The organism is Variovorax sp. GW460-12-1-14-LB1 (assembly GCF_059423605.1).
On the sequence record NZ_JBWKYF010000071.1, the window covers coordinates 15549 to 36670 of the forward strand.

Below are 21122 nucleotides of genomic sequence, written 5' to 3' on the forward strand. Positions count from 1 at the left end.
CGCGCGATGCATCCGGTGCGCACACGCCCCTGGTGGGCAAGCGGTCTGCTGCTCGGCCTGGCCTTGTGGTTGTGGGGCTTCGCGGCCAGCGCGGCGGAAGCCGTCAGGTTCAGCGCGCTGAACCGGGGCAATGTCTCCGTCGAACAGACCGTCGAGGTGCTGGAAGACCCCACGGCCCGCCTGTCGGCGCGCGAGGTGCTCGCCTTGCCCAGCGGCGGTGCGAACGGGTTCGTGCCCGCCACGCCCGACCAGCTGATGCGCGGGTTCTCGACCTCGGCGGTGTGGCTGCGCCTGTCGCTGGTCAACGATGCGCAGGAAGTGCGCACAGCGCGGTTCGGGCTCAACGTGACGTGGCTGCGGCATGTCGACTTTCATCTGCTGCGCACGCGCAATGGCCAACCCGCATGGACCCACGCGCAGGCCGGCGTGTCCGACCCGATGGACAGCACGCACCGCCACGACCGCATTCCGCAGCTGCAGATCGACCTGCAGCCGGGCGAGTCGGTGCAGGTGCTGGTGCGCGTGATGAGCACGGGCCAGATCAAGCTGGTGCTGGAGCTGCACACCGACGAGGCGTGGCATCACATCGAACGCAACCATGCGCTGCTCAGCGGCCTGCTGATCGGCGGGCTGCTGGCATTCGCGGTGTACTCGGCCGCGCTGTGGTGGATTTCGCGCGCGCCGATGCTGGCCTTTCAGGCGGGGAGCTTTGCATTGCTGGCGCTGTACGAGGCCACCTACCGGGGCTACGCGCGCATTGCGCTGTGGCCCGACAGCACCGTCTGGAGCTACCGCGGCCACAGCGTGATGGTGGCGGCCACGGCGCTGTGCCTGCTGCTGTACTTTCACGAGCGCGGCCGCCAGAGCCCGGTGCGCGTGCCCGGGCGCCCGCTGCTGTTCGTGCTGGCCGGCGTCGAAATCGTCGTGCTGCTGGGCACCCTGCTCGGCCCCTATGCGACCTTCGCGGCCATCGGCATCGTGAACGCGCCACTGATCGTGCTCGCGCTGACGGTCTGCACCTTCATCTACCAGCGGCGCGCCGGGCCGGGCGGGCGGCTGTCGCTGATGGTGATGCTCGTGATCTGCGTGGGCGCGCTGATGCGCATGTCGGCGCTGATGTTCGCGGAGCGCTCGATGTCCGACTTCGATCACTATGCGCTGGCGTTCCCGGGCATGCTGGTGGGCGCGTTCGCGATCACGGCCTGGTCGTTCCAGGAAACGCGCCAGCGCAACGCGGCGCAGCAGACGCTGCTGCAGTGGCAGGCCCAGGAACAGCAGCGGCTCGAAGAAGAAGTGGTGCGCAAGACGCGCGCGCTGAGCGAGGCGCTGGGCCAGGCCGAGCAGCGCACGCGCGAGCAGAAAGAACTGCTGGCCTACATCAGCCACGACCTGCGCGCGCCGGTGGCCACCATCCTGGGCAACCTGAAGCTGATGCAGGACGGCAGCGACACGCCTGCGCCCGCGCGGCTCGCCACCATCGAGCGCAGCGCGGCCTACCAGCTGGAGCTGATCGATGACCTGGTCGACTACGCCAAGGGCGAGCTGGCGCCGCTGGCCGTCGAGGCGCAGCCGGTGCAGCTGCGCACGCTGGTCGACAACGTCGCGCAGTACGCGCACGCGCTCGCGCAGCGCCAGCACAACAGCTTCGAACTGACGATCGACGGCGAACTGCCGGCCCTGGTCCGCCTGGACGGCAAACGGCTGCAGCAGGTGGTGCTGAACCTGCTGTCGAACGCGGCCAGGTTCACGCGCAACGGCACCATCGGGCTGCGCTTGCAGGCGCAGCCGTCCGACGGCGCGTGGCAGCTGCATTTCGAGGTGACCGACAGCGGCACGGGCATCGACGCCGACACGCTCGAGCGCATGACGCGCCTGCTGGCCGACAACGCGCCCAGCATGGCGGGCGGCGGGCTCGGGCTGGTGATTGCGCAGCGCATCGTGCAGCGGATGGGCGGGCGGCTCGCCATTCACAGCGGCATGGGCGCGGGGACGCGGGTGGTGTTCTCGCTGTCGACCGAGCCGGCGCCTTCGTCGGATGCGCCTGCACCGCCACCATCGGAACCCATCGCAGCGCCGCGCCCGCGTGCCAGGCCCCGGGCGCGCGGCCGGCTGCTGCCGGTGCTGACGCCGCTGTCGCCGGCGCAGAAGGACGAGCTCGAAGTGCTCGCCCGCGACGGGCGCTGGAGCGACCTGCACGAGTGGGTGAACCGGCTGGCCACGGAGGCGCACAGCCAGCCGATGGTGCTGACGCTTCGCCAGGCGCTGGACCGGCTGGATTTCGAGCAGATCCGGTTGATTGCGCGCGCGGCGCCTTTGCGCCCGCTGTAGCCCGAAGGAACCGCGCCGCCAGAACCCATGCGACCGGCAGGGTCGCCCGATGGGTGGGCTTTCGCTTTCTATTTCGATATATCTAGAATAGTCTCGACCCACTCAAGAAAGCCATCCCCATGCGCCACCTTCACCACGCTCCGCACCACCATCACCACCGCCACGCCCCGCGCGGCGAACACGAAGACGGCCTGGCCGGCGGCGGCCGCGGGATGCGCGGCGGACGCGGCGGCGGCGCGGGCCGGGTGTTCGGCCACGGCGGGCTGCGCTTCGTGCTGCTGCAGCTCATTGCCGACAAGCCTTCGCACGGCTACGAGCTCATCAAGGCCATCGAGGATCGCCTGGGCGGCACCTACGCGCCGAGCCCCGGCGTGGTCTACCCCACGCTCACGCTGCTGGAAGAGCTGGGCTACCTGAGCGTGGAAACCGCCGACGTCGGCGGTCGCAAGCGCTACAGCATCACGCCGAGCGGCCAGGAGTTTTTGGCCGCCAACCGCGAGACGGCCGACGCCATGATGGCCCGCATGGCGGGTGGCGTGGACGGCGCCGGCCCGCGCGCCGGACGGCCCCCGCAAGTCACCCGCGCCATCGAGAACCTCAAGCTCGCGATGCGCCTGCGCCTTGGCGGCGCCCCCCTCACCGAACAACAAGCCCACGAATTCGCCGCGGTGCTCGACAGCGCCGCACAACAGCTCGAACGCATTTGAACCAACCTGAAATGACCGACTTCACCACCACTGCTTCCTCTGCCAACACGCCCGACCGCACGCCCCGCCGCGTGCGCCACGAACTGCGCTTTCGCCAGCTCACGGTGAAAACCGTGCAGCGCGTGACGCCGCACCTGATCCGCATCACGCTGACCGGCGACGCGCTCGAAGGCTTCACGAGCCCCGGCTTCGACGACCACGCGAAGCTGTTCTTTCCCGATGCCGCCACCGGCCAGCTCACGCTGCCGACCGCCGGCCCCGACGGTCCCGTGTGGCCCGAAGGCGGCCGTCCCGCCATGCGCGACTACACGCCGCGCCGCCACGACGCACAGGCCAACACGCTGGAGATCGACTTCGCGCTGCACGACGCCGGCCCCGCCACGCAGTGGGCCGAGCAGGCCAAGCCCGGCGACATCGTCGGCGTGGGTGGCCCGCGCGGCTCGTTCATCGTGCCGACCGAATTCGACTGGCACCTGCTGATCGGCGACGACACCGCCCTGCCCGCCATCTCTCGCCGCCTGGCCGAACTGCCGGCCGGCGCGCGCGTGGTGGTGCTGGCGGAAGTCGACAGCGCAGCCGACGAGATTCCCTTCGAGACGCAGGCCGAGCTAACGCTGCGCTGGGTGCACCGCCAGGGCGCCGCACCAGGCCTGAGCCCCGTGCTGGTCGACACGCTGAAAACCATGGCGCTGCCGGACGGCGACTTCCACGCCTGGGTGGGTTGCGAATCGGCGATCGCGAAAGCGCTGCGTGCGCACCTCGTGGGCGAGCGCGGTGCGAACCCGAAGTGGGTTCGGGCGTCGGGTTACTGGCGTCGCGGTGCCGTGGCGACGCACGACACGCACGACGAATAAAGAAGGCGCGACTCAGTCGCGAAGCCCGGGGCCGGGCTTCGCACTAGAGCCAGCCGACGCGCTTGAACCGGTAGTAGAGGTAGCCGCAGGTGCTGACGATCAACCCCAGCGCCATCGCGTACCCGTAGCGGAATTTCAGCTCCGGCATGTGCTCGAAGTTCATGCCCCAGATGCCCGCAAAGGCGGTGCACACCGCGAAGATGCTGGCCCAGGCGGCGAGCCGCTTGGTCACTTCGCTCTCCTCGATGGTGACCATCGAGAGGTTCACCTGCACCGCCGTGGCGATGGTGTCGCGCACCGCGTCGATCGAGCCGTTGATGCGCACCAGGTGGTCGCCCACGTCGCGAAAATACTCCTGCGTGCCCACGCAGATCTGCGGCACGCGCCCGCCGTGCAGCTTGCCCGCCGCCTCCACCAGCGGCGCCACCGCGCGCTTGAGGATGAGGCTGCGGCGCTTCAGGTCGTACAGCTGCTTGATCTTGTCGCGCGCCGCGCCGCCCTGGGCAAAGATCTGCTGCTCGATGGATTCGAGTTCCACTTCGAGCGCGTCGATCACCGGAAAGTAGCGGTCGACCACCGCGTCCATCAGCGCATAGAGCACGAAACCCGCGCCGTTGCGCAGCAGGTCGGGCTCGCGCTCGCAGCGCTCGCGCACGCCCAGGAAGCCCTGCTGGCTGCGGTTGCGCACCGACAGCACGTAGTTGCGGCCGACGAACACATTGACCTCGCCCACGTTCACGCTGTGCCCGCCCTCCCCCTCGGTGTCGGTCGAGGGCTCGACCAGGTGCATCACGACGAACAGCGAGTCGCCGTACTCCTCCACCTTGGGACGCTGGTGGCCGTGCTGGGCGTCTTCGACGGCCAGCGGGTGCAGGTCGAACTCGTCCTGCATCTGGGCCAGCTCTTCGGGCGTGGCGTCGCTCAGCGCCACCCAGACGAAACAGCCGGTGCGGGAGATGTAGTCGCTGATGTCCTCGACGGGAATGTCGGCGAGCTTGGCGCCGTTTTCATAGGCCACGCAGTTGATCAGCATCGGAGCACTTCCATCGTCGAACTTGAAGGGAGGTCAGGCCGCCGCATCGGTCGGTGCGGTCGCGGCCAGGCGGGCCGTGTCGGCCAGCGAGGCCTCGATGGCCTGCGTCTCGCGCGCGAGCAGGGCCAGCCCCTGGTCGGCGAACGCGCGGTGGCTGGCCACGTCGGCCCACAGGCTCGCGGCGGCTTCGGCACACGTCAGCGACGTGAAGCGGATGCGGCCCTTGGCCAGCGCGACGAAACGCTGCTCGCGCAGCGGATCGGCCCGGTCCCAGGCGCCGCCGATGAGCACGCGCTTGCCGCGCTTGATGCGCGGCTCGCGCTCGGCAAAGAAAGGCAGCTTGGCGCTGAACCAGCCCGGCAGGCCGGTGTTCAGCGCGGTGTCGAAGGCCGAGGGGGCGGCGTTTGCCTTGGCAAAGTCGCGCAGGGTGCCGAGCTGGTAGAGCGCCGGGTCCTTGGCACCGCCCGTGCCTTCGACGGGTCGGATGACGGACGGGCCGCTGTTGCCCGTGCCCGGTCGCCCTTCGGGTCGTTTCGACTTGCGCAGGTCCGCCAGCTGGGCCGGCGACATGCACAGGTACAGCGCCGCAAGGTCAGCGGGCAAGGTGGCGGTGTCCAGGAGCGCGTCCGCTGCAGGGCCTTTGATTTCATCCGACGGGGCCATGGGCGCCTTTGTTCTTCACGCGGGGTTTGCGCCGGGGGATTTTAGGAGCGGCGATGCGGGCCGCCGCCCGCGCCCGACCGCGTCAGTGCTCGGGGCCGCCCTGCCCCTGCGGCTCGGGCGCCGGGGCCGGCAGCCATTGCAGCTCGTCCGGCAGGTACGGCCGCGACCAGCTCATGCCGTCCAGCCGCACGCGCAGCGTGAGCCCCCGCACGGTGGTCACGGTGCCGGGCTGCCCGTGCACCAGCACCCTGGCGCCCTTGCGGGCAGGCACATGAAATCGTTTCCGGATGTCCTCGTAACTCACTGGGGTCTCCATGGAGAAAAAAGGTCGCGTGCGCCCGCGTAGTCATGCGCATGCGCATGGCTACGCACGGGGGAGCTGTCTGGATTCAAGGACGGCCAAAAAAGCGCGTGCGGCGGGGCGCCGCGCCTGGAACAGGCCGCGTGGTGGATCTGCGCCGGATCCCCACAAAGTACACGGTCATCGGGACCGGCATGGTGCCATGCGAGGCGAAGACCCCGGCGCTTCTCGACAATGCCGACCCAGGGGAGGAGTCATGGCGCGAGGAACGCACCAGGCTTCACGTATAAAATCTTATACACGCGAGTGCGTCAATGGACGAAAAGGAAATCCGCTGGGTGGGCTCGTCCTATGCGGACCTGCTGGCCTTTCCCGTGGAACCGCGCCGCGCGGCGGGTTTCGAACTGGGCAAGGTGCAGGCCGGGCTGGACCCGACGGACTGGAAGCCCTTCAACGATGTGGGGGCCGGCACACGGGAAATCCGGCTGCGGGACGCCAGCGGCATCTACCGCGTGATGTACTTGGCGAAGTTCGAGGAAGCGGTCTATGTCCTGCACTGCTTTCAAAAGAAGACACAGGCCACCAGCCCGCAGGACAAGGCCATCGCCCAAGCGCGCTACCGCGCCGTGATCCACGCCAGGAAGGACACCCCATGAAGACCGACACCGCCATCCGCCACGTCACCCCGCCGGGCGCCAACCTCTTCCTCGAGCTGGGCTTTGCGCCGGCCGAAGCCCGCCGCCTGCAGGCCGCCTCGCACAAGCAGATCAACGACACGCGGCTGCTGAAGCAGCAACTCATGGAGGCGCTGGCCGACTGGATCGCCGAGCACCAGCTGAAGCAGGCCGAAGCGGCCGAGATCCTGATGGTCTCGCGCCCCCGGGTGTCGGACGTGGTGAACAAGAAAACGACCAAGTTCACCATCGACACGCTGGTCGAAATGCTCAGCCGCATCGGCAAGCCGGTCACGCTGACCGTCGGCTGATCCCCGTCCGCCCGTCCCCGATAATCGCCCGAGTGAAAACGACGACTGCCCACCCCGCCCCCTCCTCCAGCGACTTCTCCGGGCACACGCCCATGATGGCGCAGTACCTGGGCCTCAAAGCCGACCATCCGGACACCCTGCTGTTCTACCGGATGGGCGATTTCTACGAACTGTTCTGGGCCGACGCCGAAAAGGCCTCGCGTCTGCTCGACATCACGCTCACCCAGCGCGGCCAGTCGGCCGGGCAGCCGGTGCTGATGTGCGGCGTGCCCTTCCACTCGGTCGACACCTACCTCGCGCGGCTCATCAAGCTGGGTGAATCGGTCGCCATCTGCGAGCAGGTGGGCGAGGTCGGTGCCAGCAAGGGGCCGGTCGAGCGCAAGGTGGTGCGGGTGGTCACGCCCGGCACGCTGACCGACTCGGAACTGCTCAACGACAAGAGCGATTCGCTGCTGCTCGCCGTGCATGCGGGCACGCGCAATTTCTGCGGCCTCGCCTGGCTCAGCGTGACAGGCGCCGAGCTGCGGCTGGCCGAGTGCCCGGCCGATGCGCTCGAAGCCTGGATCGCGCGCATCGCGCCGAGCGAGCTGCTGTACAGCGCCGAGGTCACGCCCGCCTTCGAGCAGCGCCTGAAGGCCGCGCGCGCGGCCGTGCCGTTCACGCTGTCGCTGCGTCCGGCCTGGCAGTTCGACCCTGGCCTGGGCGAGCGCAAGCTCAGCGAGCAGATGGGCAGCCACAGCCTCGCGGCGTGGAACGCCGAATCGCTGGGCAACGCGCACGCCGCCGCCGCCGCGCTGCTGGGCTATGCCGAGCACACGCAGGGCCGCGCGCTGTCGCACGTGCAGCGGCTGTCGGTGGAACGCGACGGCGACCTGATCGAGCTGCCGCCCACCACGCGCCGCAACCTCGAGCTGGTGCAGACGCTGCGCGGCGAAGACTCGCCCACGATGTTCTCGCTGCTCGACACCTGCATGACGGGCATGGGCAGCCGCCTGCTCAAGCGCTGGCTGCTCTCGCCGCGCCGCGACCGCAGCGAAGCCCAGGGGCGGCTCGATGCCATCGGTGCGCTGCAGTCCCCCGGGCTCGGCGCCACGGCCGCGCCCTGGCGCACGCTGCGCGAGCAGCTGAAGAACACCAGCGACGTGGAACGCATCGCGGCGCGCATCGCGCTGCGCCAGGTGCGCCCGCGCGAACTCGTGGCGCTGCAGCTCGCGCTGGCGAAGGCCGAGCAGCTGGCGCCGCTGCTGCCGGGCGCGGCCGCGCTGCTGGCGCAGATCACCGAACGCCTCGCGCCGCCGCCGGGCTGCGCCGACCTGCTGGTGCGCGCGATCAAGCCCGACCCGTCGGCGCTGGTGCGCGACGGCGGCGTGATCGCCACCGGCCACGACGCCGAGCTCGACGAGCTGCGCGAGATCAGCGAGAACTGCGACGACTTCCTGCTCAAGCTCGAGATCAGCGAGCGCGAGCGCACCGGCATCAGCAACCTGCGCGTGCAGTTCAACCGCGTGCACGGCTTCTACATCGAGGTGACGCAAAGCGCGCTCTCGAAGGTGCCCGACAACTACCGCCGCCGCCAGACGCTGAAGAACGCCGAGCGCTTCATCACGCCCGAGCTGAAGGCCTTCGAAGACAAGGCACTGAGCGCGCAAGACCGCGCACTGGCGCGCGAGAAGTGGCTGTACGAGCAGCTGCTCGACGCGCTGCAGCCTTCGGTGCCCGCGCTCACGCAGCTGGCCGGCGGCATCGCTGCGCTCGACGCGCTGTGCGCGCTGGCCGAGCGCTCGCACACGCTGAACTGGCGCGCGCCGACCTTCGTGTCGCACCCGTGCATCGAGATCCAGCAGGGCCGCCACCCGGTGGTGGAGGCGCGGCTGGCCGAGAAGTCGTCGGGCGGCTTCATTGCCAACGACACGCAGATGGGGCCGCAGCAGCGCATGCAGATCATCACCGGCCCGAACATGGGCGGTAAGTCGACCTACATGCGGCAGGTGGCCATCGTGGTGCTGCTGGCCTCCATCGGCTCGCACGTGCCGGCCACGGCCTGCCGGCTCGGGCCGATCGACGCCATTCACACGCGCATCGGCGCGGCCGACGACCTGGCCAATGCGCAGTCGACCTTCATGCTCGAGATGACCGAGGCCGCGCAGATCCTGCACAGCGCCACGGCGCAGTCGCTGGTGCTGATGGACGAAATCGGCCGCGGCACCAGCACCTTCGACGGCCTGGCGCTGGCGGCCGGCATCGCGGCGCAGCTGCACGACCGCAGCAAGGCCTTCACGCTGTTCGCCACGCACTACTTCGAGCTCACCGAGTTCCCGGCCACGCACCACGGCGCCGTGAACATGCACGTGAGCGCGACCGAGTCGGGCCGCGACATCGTGTTCCTGCACGAGATGCAGCCGGGCCCGGCCAGCAAGAGCTACGGCATCCAGGTGGCGCGCCTCGCGGGCATGCCCGCGGCGGTGGTCAACCACGCGCGGCAGGCGCTCGACGCGCTCGAATCGCAGCATGCGCAAACGCGTGCCCAGGTCGACCTGTTCGCGCCGCCGCCGGCCACCGAAACCCCCATGGCCAGCGCCGTAGAATCCGCGCTGGCTGCCCTCGACCCGGACGCCATGAGCCCGCGCGAAGCCCTCGACGCGCTCTATGCCCTCCAGAAACTGAACGCACGTGAACGCAGTACCGCATGAGCGGGCCCAGTTCCTGCAAGGCGAACCCATGACTTATTGCGTAGGCATCAAACTCAACGCCGGCCTGGTGTTTCTCTCCGACTCGCGCACGAACGCGGGGGTGGACCACATCAGCACCTTCCGCAAGATGATCGTCTACGAGCAGCCGGGCGACCGCGTCATGGTGCTGCTGTCGTCGGGCAACCTGAGCATCTCGCAGTCGGTGCGCGAAATCCTGCAGATCGAAGAGCTGCGCGAAACGCGCGAAGACGGCACGCAGGGCGAACCCATCACCATCTGGAACGCCAAGAGCATGTTCGACGCCGCGCGCGTGCTGGGCTCGGCCGTGCGCCATGTGTACGACCGCGATGCCGAAGCACTCAAGCATGCGGGCCTCGATTTCAACGTGTCGTTCATCTTCGGCGGGCAGGTCAAGGGCGAAGGCATGCGCCTGTTCCTGGTCTACGCCGCCGGCAACTTCATCGAAGCGACCACCGAGACGCCCTACTTCCAGGTGGGCGAATCGAAGTACGGCAAGCCCGTGCTCGACCGCGTGCTCACGCCCGAGACGCCGCTGGACGAAGCCGCCAAGTGCGCGCTGGTGTCGATGGACTCGACCATGAAGTCGAACCTGTCGGTCGGCCTGCCGCTCGATCTGGTGGTGTACGAGGCCAACAAGCTCGAGACCGACCGCGTGATCTGCATCGACGCCGACAACCCCTACTACCGCATGATGCACAACAGCTGGGGCCAGAAGCTGCGCGAGGTGTTCGACAGCATCGAAGACCCGGTGTGGGACGACAGCGCCACCGAACACCCGCTGCGGATGCCGGCCACGCGCCACAGCCCGCTGCGCAAGATCTCGACCCCCGACGAAAAGCTCATCTGAATCTGTCCGTGCCTCCTGTCATCTTTTCGCACGGCAACAGCTTTCCGGCGAGCACCTACCGCGTCGTTCTCGACAGCCTTCGCAACCGGGGCTTCGAGGTCGACGCCATCGAGAAATTCGGGCACGACCCGAAGTACCCCGTCACCGACAACTGGCCGCACCTGGTGCAGCAGCTGGCGGACTTCGCCAAGCTGCGCGCCGATCGCGCGGGCGGCCCGGTGTTCCTCATCGGCCATTCGCTGGGCGGCTTCCTGAGCCTGATGTGCGCGGCGCGCCATCCCGAGCTGGCGCGCGGCGTGCTGCTGATCGATTCACCGATCCTTGGCGGCTGGCGCGCGAACACGCTCAACGTGGTCAAGCGCACGCCGCTCATGAAGAGCATTTCGCCCGGCGCCGTGAGCCGCAAGCGCAAGAACAGCTGGGAGCACCGCGAAGCGGTGTTCGAGCACTTCCGCAGCAAGAAGGCGTTCGCGAAGTGGGACGAGCAGGTGCTGCACGACTACATCGACCACGGCACCTTCGACAGCGAAGACACGCGCTCGCTGAGCTTCGATCGCGACGTGGAAACCGCCATCTACAACACCCTGCCCCACACGCTGGGCGCGCTGCTGCGCCGCCATCCGCTCAAGTGCAAGGCGGCCTTCATCGGCGGGCGCCAGTCGGTCGAGATGAAGCAGGTGGGCATGGCGATGACCGAGCAGGTCACCAAGGGCCGCATCACGATGCTCGACGGCAGCCACCTGTTCCCGATGGAAAAGCCGCTGGCCACGGCGGCGGCCATCGAGGCCTCGCTGCGCAACCTGATGTAGGTGGTGTTCAGGCGGTGCGGCAGGCGACCGCGTCGCCGACGCGCAGCACACCGCCACGCAGCACCCGCGCCGTCACGCCGCCATGCCCGCGCATGGCGTTGTAGCCACCGGCGCCGAGCAGCTCTTCCATGCGCGAGCAGGGCTCGCAGGGCCCGGTGATCTCGAGCAGCACCTCGGGCCCGAGCGCCAGCACCAGCGGCTGGTCGCGAAACAGCGAGCGCGCTGCCAGCAGGTTGAGGCCCGACACGACGAGGTTGCGGCGCAGCAGGCCGGCGTCGACACCTTCCACGCGCTGCGCGAGCGCCGCGACAACCGGCAGGTGCTCCGCCTGGATCAGCGTGACCTGCCGCTTGCCACCGCCGCGCCCGGCACTGCTGCGGTCGCCGGCCAGGCCCAGCGCTTCGATGGCCAGCACCTCCTGCACCGACGCGACAGGCGTGCGCCGCGCGGGGCGCAGCAGGATGGCGTCGAGCCGGCCGGGGTGCGGAAACTGCCGGGTCAGGGCGTGGAGATCGGGCATGCGCCGCATTGTCCACGCGGACTTTTTTTGCGCGCTGCTGTCGGCCCGCCGCATACTGGCGCGTCCTTGGGGTTGAACCGACCTTCTTCGAAGCGACACGACCGCGCCGACGATGACCACCACCGAGCTGAGCTGGATCGCCACCACGCTGACCGCCGCGCGTCCGCGCGCGGTGGCGGCGCTGCTGCGTTACTTCCGCGACCTGGACACGGCCGAGGAAGGTTTTCAGGAAGCCGGCCTGCGCGCGCTGCGGCACTGGCCCGAGCACGGGCCGCCCGACGATCCGCTGGCGTGGCTGATCCTCGTGGGGCGCAACGCGGCGCTCGACGAACTGCGGCGGCGCGACCGGCACGATCCGCTGCCCGAAGCCGATGACGGCGACGCGGACATGGCCCTCGACCCCGACCTCGCCGAACAGCTCGACCAGTCGCACTACCGCGACGACGTGCTGCGCCTGCTGTTCGTCTGCTGCCACCCCGCGCTGCCGCTCGCGCAGCAGATCGCGCTGGCGCTGCGCATCGTCTCGGGGCTGTCGATGGCGGAGATCGCGCGCGCCTTCCTGGTCGGCGAGCGCGCCATGGAGCAGCGCATCACGCGTGCCAAGCAGCGCGTGGCCGCGGCCGGCCTGCCCTTCGATGCGCCCGGTGTGCGCGAACGCGGCGAGCGGCTGGCGGCCGTGGGCGCGGTGGTCTACCTGCTGTTCAACGAAGGCTACGCGGCCAGCGGCGGCACGGCCCATGTGCGCGTGGCGCTGTGCGAAGAGGCGATCCGGCTCGCGCGCCTGCTGTGCGAGCTGTTCCCCGACGAGCCCGAGACCGCCGGCCTGTGCGCCCTGCTGCTGTTGCAGCACGCGCGCGCCGATGCGCGGCTCGACGCAGGCGGCATGGTCGTGCTGCTCGAAGACCAGGACCGCACGCGCTGGCACCGCGCGGCAATCGACGAAGGCCTGGCCCTGCTCGACACCGCGCTGCGCCAGCGCCGCATCGGGCCGTACCAGCTGCAGGCGGCCATCGCGGCCACGCACGCACGGGCGACGCGCGCGACCGACACCGACTGGGCCGAGATCGACCGGCTCTACGCCGGGCTCGAAAAGCTGCAGCCCTCGCCCGTGGTGACGCTCAACCGCGCGGTGGCCGTGGCCAAGGTGCGCGGGCCCGAGGCGGCATTGGCGATGGTCGACACGCTGGCGGTTCCGCTGTCGGCGTACTTCCACTTCCACGGCCTGCGCGGCGGGCTGCTGATGCAGCTGGGCCGCGCCGACGAGGCGCGCCGCGCCTTCGCCGACGCGCTCGCATTGGCCCGCACCGCCGCCGAGGCCGCGCACATCCGCCTGCTGCTCGACCGTCTCGGTGCGGGCGCCTCTTCCGACTCCCTTCAAGCAAAGGACGCACGATGCTCTATTCCATCCTGATCTACGGTTCCGAAGCTGCGGCGGCCGGCTGGGCGCCCGAGGTCGAAGACGAGATGCTCGAGCGCCACACCGACCTGCGCGACGAGCTGCAGGCCGCCGGCCGGCTCGGCACCGTGCTGCGCCTGATGCCCGACACCGCCACCACCGTGCGGCACGCTGGCGCCGCGCATCCGCTGGTGACCGACGGGCCCTTCGCCGAGACGAAGGAGCAGTTGATGGGCATCTACATCGTCGAGTGCGAGTCGCTCGAAGACGCGCGGCATGCGGCGCGGCGGCTGGACTTCGAGGGCGGCGTGTTCGAGATCCGCCCGGTGACCTGGTACGACCCGGGCGTGATCGCGCCGCGCATTCCGCAGGTCTGAAAAAAATCCCACTGCGCTGTCGGATCAGCTGGGCCTGCGCCGTCCTTGGAACGAGCGCCCGCATGTCGCGGGTCGCCACCCCCTCCAAGGAGAAACGTCCATGCCCTCGAATGCCCCCTCTTTGCAAGACCGCTGCGCCGTGATCCACGGCGGCAGCGGTGCCCTCGGCGGCGCCGTCGCCCGCGCCTTTGCGCGCGAAGGCGCCCGCGTGTTCATCACCGGCCGCAGCCGCGACAAGCTCGATGCGGTGGTGCGAGACATCGCGCAAACCGGCGGCCACGCGCAGGCCGCGGTGGTCGATGCGCTGGACGAGGCCGCGATGCTGCGCCACGCGGCCGAGGTGGCCGAGCAGGCCGGTGGCATCGACCTCGCGTTCAACGCCGTCGGCGTCTTCCACGTGCAGGGCCGGCCGCTGGCCGAGCTGTCGCTAGAGGACTTCTTCCTCCCCATCCACGCCTACACGCGTGCCAACTTCCTCACCGCCAAGGCTGTGGCGCCGCACATGGCGGCACGCGGCGGCGGCGTGATCCTGTCGGTCTCGACGCCCGCCTCGCGCCTACCCGGCCCCGGGTACCTCGGACATGCCGTGGCCTGCGCCGGCGTGGAGGGGCTCGCGCGTCACATGGCGGGCGAGCTGGCGATCTTTCGCATCCGCACGGCCTGCATCCGCTCGCACGCGATTCCCGAGGCGGTGGCCGCGGGCTCGCACAGCGGCGAGGTGTTTCGCCCGGCGGCCGAGCACATGGGCCTCACGGTCGAGCAGATGCTGGCAGCACGGCCCGAGGGGCTGCTGGTCGAACGCCTGCCCTCGCTGGAGCAGCTCGCGGGCACCGCAGTGTTCCTGGCCTCGCCGCTGGCCGGGGCCATGACCGGGGCAATAGTCAACCTGAGCGGAGGGGTCATCCTCGATTAGGGTTGTGGTCGCTTTGAATTAACATCAAGATACAAATAGGAACTTTAGAAACAGTCGTTTCATTTAAGAAAAAACGTTGCACCACGTACACCACGGCTCAAAAATGTCGTCCTATGTCTGCCCCTCTCCTGGAAGACGTTGAAGTGGTCTCGCTGAGCCCCGCGCTGGTGGTCGAAGACGATCCGGCGATGCGCGAGCGCCTGGCGTACGTGCTGTCGACGCTCGGATGCGACGAGCCCCAGATCGCCTGGGCCGACAGCCTGACCTCGGCCCGCTCGCTGCTGGAGCAGCAGCATTTCGGCGTGGCGCTGGTCGACATCGGCCTGCCCGACGGCAGCGGCGTCGACCTGATCGAGTGGATGCACGTGCACCACCGGCTGGTGCCCGCCGTGGTGATCTCGGCCTGGCGCACCGAGGCCGTGATCTTCGCGGCGCTGCGTGCCGGCGCCATCGGCTACCTGCTGAAGGAACGCGACGACCTCGAGCTCAGCATCGCGCTGCGCAGCATCGAGCAAGGCGGCGCACCGATCGACCCGGCCATCGCCCGCCGCATCCTCGGCTGGGTCGCGACCCAGCTGCCCGGCCTGCCCTCGCCGCCCGACGACCCGTCGCTGACGCCGGCCACCACGCCCGTCATGCTGACGCCGCGCGAGCGCAAAATCCTCGAGCTCGTGTCGCAAGGGATGAGCAACCGCGACATGGCGGAGGCGCTGTCGATCTCCAGACTCACCGTGGAATGCCACACCAAGAACATCTACCGCAAGCTGGCCGTCAACTCGCGCACCGAGGCGGTCTACCAGGGCCGAAGGCAGGGCTTGCTGCGCTGAGGCTCCTTGCGGGCCTGCTGCTGTGGGCCCTGTGGCTGCTGCTCCCGACGGGCAGCGCACACGCACAAACACCGGTGGTTCCTGAACTGCGCGCCGAAGCCGCACGCGGCACCGGCTGGGACGACACGACGCCGCCCGCCGACGGCTGGACGCCCGTCGCCCTGCCCGACAGCTGGGCCACGCGCTGGCCCGGTTTCGACGGCGTGGTCTGGTACCGGCTGACCTGGGAGCAGCCCGCGCCGGTGACCGAAACCGGGCTGCTGCTGCACTACCTGAACATGGCCGGCGAGGTCTCGCTCAACGGCACGACGATCTGGCGCGACCGCAGCCTGGTCGAGCCGCTCACGCGCGCGTGGAACTCGTCGCGCTACTGGCTGCTGGCCGCGCCGCAGCTGCGCGCCGGCACCAACACGCTGCTGGTGCGCGTGTCGGGCCTGTCGGCCTACCAGGCCGGGCTGGGGCCGGTGAGCCTGGGCACGCCCGCCGCCCTGCAGGCGGAGTTCGACCGCGAGCAGCTCATGCGACGCGACCTGCAGGTGTTCGGCCTGGCGACCAGCGCGGCGGTGTCGGCCTTCTTCGCGGCGTGGTGGCTGCTGCGCCGGCGCGAGACGGCCTACGGCTGGTTCGCGGCGATGTCGGTGCTGTGGCTGCTGTTCGGCTACAACCAGATCGCCACCAGCCCGTGGCCCTTTGCCAGCAACCACAGCTGGCAGGCGCTGAACACCTCGCTGCTGCTGTTCTTCAGCGTGTCGTACGGCGTGTTCGTGCTGCGCTTCGCCGGGCGGCGCCTGCCGCGCCTGGAGATCGCGGCGTTCGCGGTGGCGGCCGTGGGCGTGCTCGACCTGTGGTTCGCGGGCACCGCCAACCTGCCCACGCACCGCGCGATCTGGACGCTGGTGGGCGGCTCACGATCATCGGGGTGAACAGCAGCGGCATCTTCCATGCGCTGCGCCACCGGGGCAGCCCGATGCGCTCGCTCGCGCCGTTCATGGCGGTGTCGGCGCTCACGGGCGCGCACGACCTGCTGGTGTTCACGCAGGTGATCGACAGCAACATCTACTACACGACCATGTCCTCGTACGTGCTGCTCTTGGGCATGGCGCTGACGCAGGCCGGGCGCTTCGTGCAGAGCCTGCGGCGCATCGAGAACTTCAACACCGAGCTGATCGAGGAAGTGAACGCCGCCAAGGCGGAGCTCGCGTCCACGCTCGCGCAGCAGCACGCGCTGGAGCTCGCGCACGCGCGCATCGGCGAGCGCGTGGCGCTGGTGAGCGACCTGCACGACGGCCTGGGCGGCATGCTGGTGGGCAGCATCGCGACGCTGGAGCGCACGCCCGAGCACCTCAGCGCGCCGCAGCTGCTGGCCATGCTCAAGAGCCTGCGCGACGACCTGCGGCTGATCATCGACGCCACCGGCCGCGACGACGGCGCGCGCGCGCTCGGCGAGCTGCTGGCGCCGCTGCGCTACCGCAGCGCACAGCTGCTGGACGCCAACGGCATCGACTGCCGCTGGAAGGTCTCGGGCATCGACACGCTGGAGCTCGCGCCCTCGCAGAGCCTGGACCTGATGCGCTTCCTGCAGGAGGCGCTGACCAACGTGCTCAAGCACAGCGCGGGCCGGCGCGTGGACGTGACGGTGGCACGCGCGGGCGCCGAACTGCAGCTCAGCGTGCGCGACGACGGCCGCGGCTTCGCGGTGGATGGCGTGAGCGGCGGCGCGGGGCTGCGCAACCTGCGGGCGCGGGCACGCCGCCTGGGCGCGCAGTTGCAGCTGCAGTCGCGCCCCGGCGAGACGCAGGTGGTTTTGCGGATGCCCTTGGGCGGCGCGGCGCCTACTTGACCAGCGCCAGCGTGCCCTTCATGAGCGACGCGTGCCCCGGGAACGAGCAGAACCACGCATAGCTGTCTCCCGCCTTGAGCTTGCTCACGTCGAAGCTCACGGCATCGGTCTCGCCGCCGCCGATGACCTTCGAATGCGCGATGACGCGGGCATCGCCCGGCTTCACATAGGCCTTGTCCAGCCCCGCGCCGATGCCGTCCGCCGCCACGCCCTGCGCGTCGGCCGCCTTGCTCAGCACCCAGTTGTGGCCCATCGCGGCCTTGGGCAGCTTGCCGACGTGCTTGAGCTTCACGGTGAACTGCTTGCAGCTGGCCGGCACCGCGATGGCGCTCTTGTTGAACTGCATCGCGTCGTTGCCTTCGATCTCGATGTCGCAGGTGGCGGCCAGCACGGGGCCGGCGAGCAGCGCCGTGAAAAGCAGGGCCGCGGTGGTTCTCGTCTTCATCACATGGTTCCTTCGTTGAGGTGCCGATTCGGCACGCCCCACTGTGCGGTGGGCGTGCCGCGAAACACTTGCGATGAATCAATGCGCGGCGAAAAGCCTCAAAGCTCGAGCACCAGCCGCCCTTCGCACGCACGCGAACAGCAGGCCATCATCTTCGTGTTCGCATCGCGCTCGCTGCGCGTGAGCACCACGTCGCGGTGATCGACCTTGCCGGCCAGCACGCGCACTTCGCACGAACCGCACAGGCCTTCCTCGCAGTCGCTCTGCACGTCGACGTTGGCCGCGCGCAGGGCCGTCAGTAGGGTCTGGTCGGGCGGCACGGTGATCACGAGGCCGGAGTCTTTCAGCTCCACCTCGAAGGCATGTTCCTTCGACGGGTCGAGCGTGGCCAGCGTCGATTCGAAATGCTCCACGCGCAGCGCGCCCTCGGGCCATGCGGCGCAGCAGTCTTCGAGCGCTTCGAGCATGCGCAGCGGGCCGCAGGCATACACCTGCGCGCCGGGCACGGGCGTGGCCAGCAGCGCGTGCAGGTCGTTGCGCCGGCCTTCGTCGGCGGCATGCACGTGCAGGCGCCCGCCGTGCAGCGCGGCCAGTTCGTCGACGAAGGCCATGCTCGCGCGGCTGCGGCCGCTGTAGTGCAGTTCGTAGTCCATGCCCAGCGCCTTGGCGCGGCGCGCCATCGCGCTCACGGGCGTGATGCCGATGCCGCCGGCGATGAAGATCGCCTTCGGCAGCGACTCGTCGAGCCGGAAGTGGTTGCGCGGGCCGCGGATGCGCAGGCGGTCGCCCACCTTCACGTTCGCATGCACCCAGGCCGAACCGCCACGGCCTTCGGGCTCGTGCAGCACGGCGATCTCCAGCGCGTGGGCTTCGTCGGGGTCGCCGCACAGCGAGTACTGGCGCGACAGCTCGGGTGAGCCGCATTCCACGTCGATGTGCGAGCCCGGCGTCCAGCGCGGCAGCGGCTTGCCGTCGGGCGACACCAGGCGCAGCCGCACGACGCCGTCGGCCACCGGCGTCACGCGCTCGACCACCACGGGCCGCGCGATGGCGTGCGCCGACGGCTCCCCGATGCGCACGGGCACCTGCACGTCGCGCAGGCCGGCGTTGGCGCGCTCCGGGTTGGCGCGCGGGTCCCATTCGACCCACAGGTGCTCGGGGCCGCGGAACGAGGTGTTGGGCACGTAGCTGAAGCGTTGCTCCGACAGGCGCATGTGCGGCAAGCGGCGCGTGAACTCCTCCAGGAAGATCTGCATCTCCATGCGCGCCAGGTTCTTGCCCATGCACTGGTGCGAGCCGTAGCCGAAGGTCAGGTGGTCGCTGGCGTTGTCGCGGCGGATGTCGAACAGGTCGGCATCGGCGAAGTGGCCTTCGTCGTGGTTGGCCGACGAGGTGACGATCAAGAGGCGCGAGCCCGCCGGCAGGTCGACGCCGCCGACCTGCGTGTCCTTGGTGACGAGCCGGCGCCAGGCGGCCACCGAGCCGTTGTGGCGCAGGCACTCTTCCACCGCGTTGGGAATGAGGCCCGGGTCGTCGCACAGCTCCTGCCACACCTGCGGGTGCTGCAGCAGCAGCTTCACCGCGTTGGCGGTGGCGTTGGCGGTGGTCTCGTGCGCGGCCACGATGCCGGCCATCATCATCGAGTGCAGGTACGAGTCGGTGACGACCTCGGGGTGCTGCATCTGCTTGCGGATGCCGTATTGCATCCAGCCCGGTGCGTCGGGGTCCTGGCGCATCTTGTCGAGCACCTTGCCGGCGTACTGCCAGAAGTTGCCGACGGCATGCGCCACGGCCACCTGCTCTTCGGGCTTGGGGCGGCCCCAGGTGTTGACGGTGTGCGCGATGGAATATTTGCGCAGCGTGTCCATGTCTTCCTCGGGCACGCCGAGAAAGTGCAGCGCCACGGTGAGCGGGATTTCCCACAGCATCTGGTCGACGAGGTCGGCGCGGCCGTCGTCAATGAAGCGGTCGACATAGCTGCGCGCCAGTTCGCGCACCAGCGGCTCGTGGTGTTTCAGCGCCTCGGGCGTGAACGGGTCCATGAGCGCGCGGCGGCGCGGCATGTGGGCCGGCTCGTCCTCGTTCACCAGCGTGCGGTTGAGCGCAAAGCCGTAGCTTGCGAGCACGGCGTTGGCTTCTTCACCCGTGGGCGTGATCTTCTCCAGCGCGTTCGACGGGCTGAAGGTGAGGTTGTCGCGGAACACCGCCTTGATGTCGTCGTAGCGCGTGATCACCCAGTAGCCCAGCTTGGGGCTGTAGAAGATCGGCTCCTGCTCGCGGGCCCAGCGCACGTACTCGGGCGGGTCTTGCTGGTAGCCGTCCTCGAAGGGATCGAACTCGGCGGCGCGCTGGCTCACGGGGCAGCCGGTGGGCGTGCGCTCGGCGGAGAGCGCCCCGTGCGCGACGGGGCAACCGGAGGTGCGCGAAGGCATGGCGGTATCGGACATGGCAGCAGACTCAGTCGAGCGTGATCTTCAGGTCGCGGATCAGCTTGTGCCAGCGCGCGGTCTCGGCCTTGAGCAGCTCGGTGTACTGCGCGGGCGTGTTGCCCACGGGCTCGACGCCGAAGTCGACCATGCGCTTGTTCACCGAGGGCTCGTGGATGGCGGCCACCAGTTGGCGGTTGAGCGTGTTCACCACGTCGGCCGGCGTGGCCGCGGGCACCACCACGCCGACCAGCGCGGCGGCCTCGACGTTCTTGTAGCCGAGCTCGGCGAAGGTGGGCACGTCGGGCAGCTGCGGCAGGCGCGTGGGGTTGGCCACGGCCAGCGCGCGCACCTTGCCGCCCTTGATGAAGCCGGCGCCGGCGGCCATGTCGACCATCATGGCCGGCAGCTGCCCGCCGACCACGTCGGCCAGCGCGGGCGCTGCGCCGCGGTACGGCACGTGGACCATGAAGAGCTTGGCCTCGACCTTCAGCAGTTCCATCGCCAGGTGGTGCGGACTGCCCGCGCCGGCCGAGGCGTAGTTGATGCCGCCCGGCTTGGCCTTGGCCTGCGCGATGAAGTCCTTGGCGGAGGCAAAGCCCGAGTTGGCGCCGACCACCAGGATCATGGGGAACTTGCCCATCAGCGTGACGGGCGCCAGGTCCTTCCTGGGGCTGTAGCTCAGCGACTTGTACAGCGCCGGGTTGAACACCAGCGTGCCGTTGTCGGCCGAGAGCACGGTGTAGCCGTCGGCCGGGGCGCGCGCGGTTTCGGCGGCGGCCAGCGCGGTGTTGCCACCCGGCTTGTTGTCCACCAGCACCGGCTGGCCGACCTGGGTCGACAGCGTCTGGGCGACGGTGCGCGCGAGGAAGTCGGAGCCGCCGCCCGCGGCGTAGGGCACGAGCCAGCGGATCGGCTTGGCGGGGAAAGCGGTCTGGGCGCTGGCGGCAGTGGCCAGGGCAGCCAGGGACAGGACCGCAAGGCCGCGGGCGAAGTGCATCTTCATCGGGGTGTCTCCGGGGTAGAAATTGTGTATTGCGTAATTATCATACGCATTGCGTAATCACCAAACCACGGGTTTACCCGGCCACCGAGGCCGCCACCTAAGATGAGGACGACATGACCTCCCCCGCCGAAGCC

At 69.6% G+C, this 21122-nt stretch carries 21 protein-coding genes; 14 read left to right on the forward strand and 7 right to left on the reverse strand.

Going from position 1 to position 21122, the window contains the following annotated elements; translation table 11 throughout:
• Positions 1-6: 6 nt before the first annotated feature.
• From AC07Y4_RS26720 to AC07Y4_RS26730, 3 genes are all read left to right on the forward strand, one after another.
• Positions 7-2328, forward strand: coding sequence for a sensor histidine kinase (locus AC07Y4_RS26720; RefSeq protein WP_495275355.1), 2322 nt, complete (start codon positions 7-9; stop codon positions 2326-2328).
• A gap of 119 nt (positions 2329-2447) precedes the next feature.
• A complete protein-coding gene (locus AC07Y4_RS26725) occupies positions 2448-3035 on the forward strand; it encodes a PadR family transcriptional regulator (RefSeq protein ID WP_062474958.1) in 588 nt (195 codons plus the stop codon).
• Positions 3036-3046: 11 nt separating this feature from the next.
• A complete protein-coding gene (locus tag AC07Y4_RS26730) occupies positions 3047-3889 on the forward strand; it encodes a siderophore-interacting protein (protein ID WP_495275356.1) in 843 nt (280 codons plus the stop codon).
• Between the two features lie 43 nt (positions 3890-3932).
• Here the strand turns inward: AC07Y4_RS26730 and AC07Y4_RS26735 are convergent, their stop codons facing one another.
• The 3 genes from AC07Y4_RS26735 to AC07Y4_RS26745 all read right to left on the reverse strand — a co-directional run bounded on the left by AC07Y4_RS26735 (position 3933) and on the right by AC07Y4_RS26745 (position 5856).
• Positions 3933-4922, reverse strand: coding sequence for a magnesium and cobalt transport protein CorA (locus AC07Y4_RS26735; RefSeq protein ID WP_495275357.1), 990 nt, complete (start codon positions 4920-4922; stop codon positions 3933-3935).
• Positions 4923-4955: 33 nt separating this feature from the next.
• A complete protein-coding gene (locus AC07Y4_RS26740) occupies positions 4956-5525 on the reverse strand; it encodes a hypothetical protein (RefSeq protein WP_495275358.1) in 570 nt (189 codons plus the stop codon).
• Between the two features lie 142 nt (positions 5526-5667).
• Positions 5668-5856: a polysaccharide deacetylase gene (locus tag AC07Y4_RS26745; RefSeq protein ID WP_354344848.1), complete on the reverse strand. Its 189-nt coding sequence runs from the start codon at positions 5854-5856 to the stop codon at positions 5668-5670.
• Between the two features lie 344 nt (positions 5857-6200).
• Between AC07Y4_RS26745 and AC07Y4_RS26750 the strand changes: the two genes are divergently transcribed.
• The 5 genes from AC07Y4_RS26750 to AC07Y4_RS26770 are packed head-to-tail and all read left to right on the forward strand — an operon-like array spanning position 6201 to position 11238.
• Complete coding sequence (locus AC07Y4_RS26750) at positions 6201-6542, forward strand: type II toxin-antitoxin system RelE/ParE family toxin (RefSeq protein WP_495275359.1); 342 nt, start codon at positions 6201-6203, stop codon at positions 6540-6542.
• Complete coding sequence (locus AC07Y4_RS26755; protein WP_159270960.1) at positions 6539-6871, forward strand: helix-turn-helix domain-containing protein; 333 nt, start codon at positions 6539-6541, stop codon at positions 6869-6871. Before AC07Y4_RS26750 ends, AC07Y4_RS26755 begins: the two co-directional genes overlap by 4 nt.
• 32 nt (positions 6872-6903) lie before the next feature.
• Entirely contained in the window at positions 6904-9561 is a 2658-nt protein-coding gene (gene mutS, locus AC07Y4_RS26760) for a DNA mismatch repair protein MutS (protein ID WP_495275360.1), read from the forward strand.
• Between the two features lie 28 nt (positions 9562-9589).
• Entirely contained in the window at positions 9590-10429 is an 840-nt protein-coding gene (locus AC07Y4_RS26765; RefSeq protein WP_062474940.1) for a proteasome-type protease, read from the forward strand.
• Between the two features lie 2 nt (positions 10430-10431).
• The gene (locus tag AC07Y4_RS26770; RefSeq protein ID WP_206167908.1) at positions 10432-11238 is read left to right on the forward strand and encodes an alpha/beta fold hydrolase; all 807 of its coding nucleotides are present in this window, start codon (positions 10432-10434) and stop codon (positions 11236-11238) included.
• A 7-nt stretch (positions 11239-11245) separates the two neighbouring features.
• On the opposite strand, the gene AC07Y4_RS26775 is transcribed toward AC07Y4_RS26770, so the two are convergent.
• Positions 11246-11758, reverse strand: a complete 513-nt coding sequence (locus tag AC07Y4_RS26775; RefSeq protein ID WP_495275361.1) for an MOSC domain-containing protein — start codon at positions 11756-11758, stop codon at positions 11246-11248.
• Positions 11759-11870: 112 nt separating this feature from the next.
• Here AC07Y4_RS26775 and AC07Y4_RS26780 point away from each other — a divergent pair, with 112 nt between their 5' ends.
• From AC07Y4_RS26780 to AC07Y4_RS26805, 6 genes are all read left to right on the forward strand, one after another.
• Positions 11871-13169, forward strand: coding sequence for an RNA polymerase sigma factor (locus tag AC07Y4_RS26780; protein WP_495275362.1), 1299 nt, complete (start codon positions 11871-11873; stop codon positions 13167-13169).
• Entirely contained in the window at positions 13151-13531 is a 381-nt protein-coding gene (locus AC07Y4_RS26785; RefSeq protein WP_070062632.1) for a YciI family protein, read from the forward strand. Before AC07Y4_RS26780 ends, AC07Y4_RS26785 begins: the two co-directional genes overlap by 19 nt.
• Positions 13532-13631: 100 nt before the next feature.
• Positions 13632-14444, forward strand: coding sequence for an SDR family NAD(P)-dependent oxidoreductase (locus AC07Y4_RS26790; RefSeq protein ID WP_495275363.1), 813 nt, complete (start codon positions 13632-13634; stop codon positions 14442-14444).
• A gap of 113 nt (positions 14445-14557) precedes the next feature.
• Entirely contained in the window at positions 14558-15271 is a 714-nt protein-coding gene (locus tag AC07Y4_RS26795; RefSeq protein ID WP_095948901.1) for a response regulator transcription factor, read from the forward strand.
• Between the two features lie 74 nt (positions 15272-15345).
• Positions 15346-16194 (forward strand): hypothetical protein, encoded by an 849-nt coding sequence (locus AC07Y4_RS26800; RefSeq protein WP_495275364.1) that lies wholly within the window; start codon positions 15346-15348, stop codon positions 16192-16194.
• Positions 16191-17111: a sensor histidine kinase gene (locus AC07Y4_RS26805; protein ID WP_495275365.1), complete on the forward strand. Its 921-nt coding sequence runs from the start codon at positions 16191-16193 to the stop codon at positions 17109-17111. The genes AC07Y4_RS26800 and AC07Y4_RS26805 overlap by 4 nt, the downstream gene beginning before the upstream one ends.
• Here the strand turns inward: AC07Y4_RS26805 and azu are convergent.
• From azu to AC07Y4_RS26820, 3 genes are all read right to left on the reverse strand, one after another.
• Complete coding sequence (azu, locus tag AC07Y4_RS26810) at positions 17104-17556, reverse strand: azurin (RefSeq protein WP_159276014.1); 453 nt, start codon at positions 17554-17556, stop codon at positions 17104-17106. The two genes, AC07Y4_RS26805 and azu, sit on opposite strands and share 8 nt — an antisense overlap.
• Before the next feature lie 98 nt (positions 17557-17654).
• A complete protein-coding gene (locus AC07Y4_RS26815; RefSeq protein ID WP_495275366.1) occupies positions 17655-20003 on the reverse strand; it encodes a cytochrome P450/oxidoreductase in 2349 nt (782 codons plus the stop codon).
• Between the two features lie 10 nt (positions 20004-20013).
• The gene (locus AC07Y4_RS26820) at positions 20014-20988 is read right to left on the reverse strand and encodes a Bug family tripartite tricarboxylate transporter substrate binding protein (RefSeq protein WP_495275367.1); all 975 of its coding nucleotides are present in this window, start codon (positions 20986-20988) and stop codon (positions 20014-20016) included.
• Between the last annotated feature and the right edge of the window lie 134 nt (positions 20989-21122).

Excerpts from the sequence above, each read along its gene's own strand:
- AC07Y4_RS26815 (WP_495275366.1), bottom strand. The coding sequence starts at position 20,003 with ATGTCCGATACCGCCATGCCTTCGCGCACCTCCGGTTGCCCCGTCGCG.
- AC07Y4_RS26730 (WP_495275356.1), top strand. The coding sequence starts at position 3,047 with ATGACCGACTTCACCACCACTGCTTCCTCTGCCAACACGCCCGACCGC.
- AC07Y4_RS26780 (WP_495275362.1), top strand. The coding sequence starts at position 11,871 with ATGACCACCACCGAGCTGAGCTGGATCGCCACCACGCTGACCGCCGCG.
- AC07Y4_RS26750 (WP_495275359.1), top strand. The coding sequence starts at position 6,201 with ATGGACGAAAAGGAAATCCGCTGGGTGGGCTCGTCCTATGCGGACCTG.
- AC07Y4_RS26795 (WP_095948901.1), top strand. The coding sequence starts at position 14,558 with ATGTCTGCCCCTCTCCTGGAAGACGTTGAAGTGGTCTCGCTGAGCCCC.
- AC07Y4_RS26820 (WP_495275367.1), bottom strand. The coding sequence starts at position 20,988 with ATGAAGATGCACTTCGCCCGCGGCCTTGCGGTCCTGTCCCTGGCTGCC.
- AC07Y4_RS26790 (WP_495275363.1), top strand. The coding sequence starts at position 13,632 with ATGCCCTCGAATGCCCCCTCTTTGCAAGACCGCTGCGCCGTGATCCAC.
- AC07Y4_RS26775 (WP_495275361.1), bottom strand. The coding sequence starts at position 11,758 with ATGCCCGATCTCCACGCCCTGACCCGGCAGTTTCCGCACCCCGGCCGG.
- AC07Y4_RS26765 (WP_062474940.1), top strand. The coding sequence starts at position 9,590 with ATGACTTATTGCGTAGGCATCAAACTCAACGCCGGCCTGGTGTTTCTC.
- AC07Y4_RS26755 (WP_159270960.1), top strand. The coding sequence starts at position 6,539 with ATGAAGACCGACACCGCCATCCGCCACGTCACCCCGCCGGGCGCCAAC.
- azu (WP_159276014.1), bottom strand. The coding sequence starts at position 17,556 with ATGAAGACGAGAACCACCGCGGCCCTGCTTTTCACGGCGCTGCTCGCC.
- AC07Y4_RS26785 (WP_070062632.1), top strand. The coding sequence starts at position 13,151 with ATGCTCTATTCCATCCTGATCTACGGTTCCGAAGCTGCGGCGGCCGGC.
- AC07Y4_RS26720 (WP_495275355.1), top strand. The coding sequence starts at position 7 with ATGCATCCGGTGCGCACACGCCCCTGGTGGGCAAGCGGTCTGCTGCTC.
- AC07Y4_RS26735 (WP_495275357.1), bottom strand. The coding sequence starts at position 4,922 with ATGCTGATCAACTGCGTGGCCTATGAAAACGGCGCCAAGCTCGCCGAC.
- AC07Y4_RS26725 (WP_062474958.1), top strand. The coding sequence starts at position 2,448 with ATGCGCCACCTTCACCACGCTCCGCACCACCATCACCACCGCCACGCC.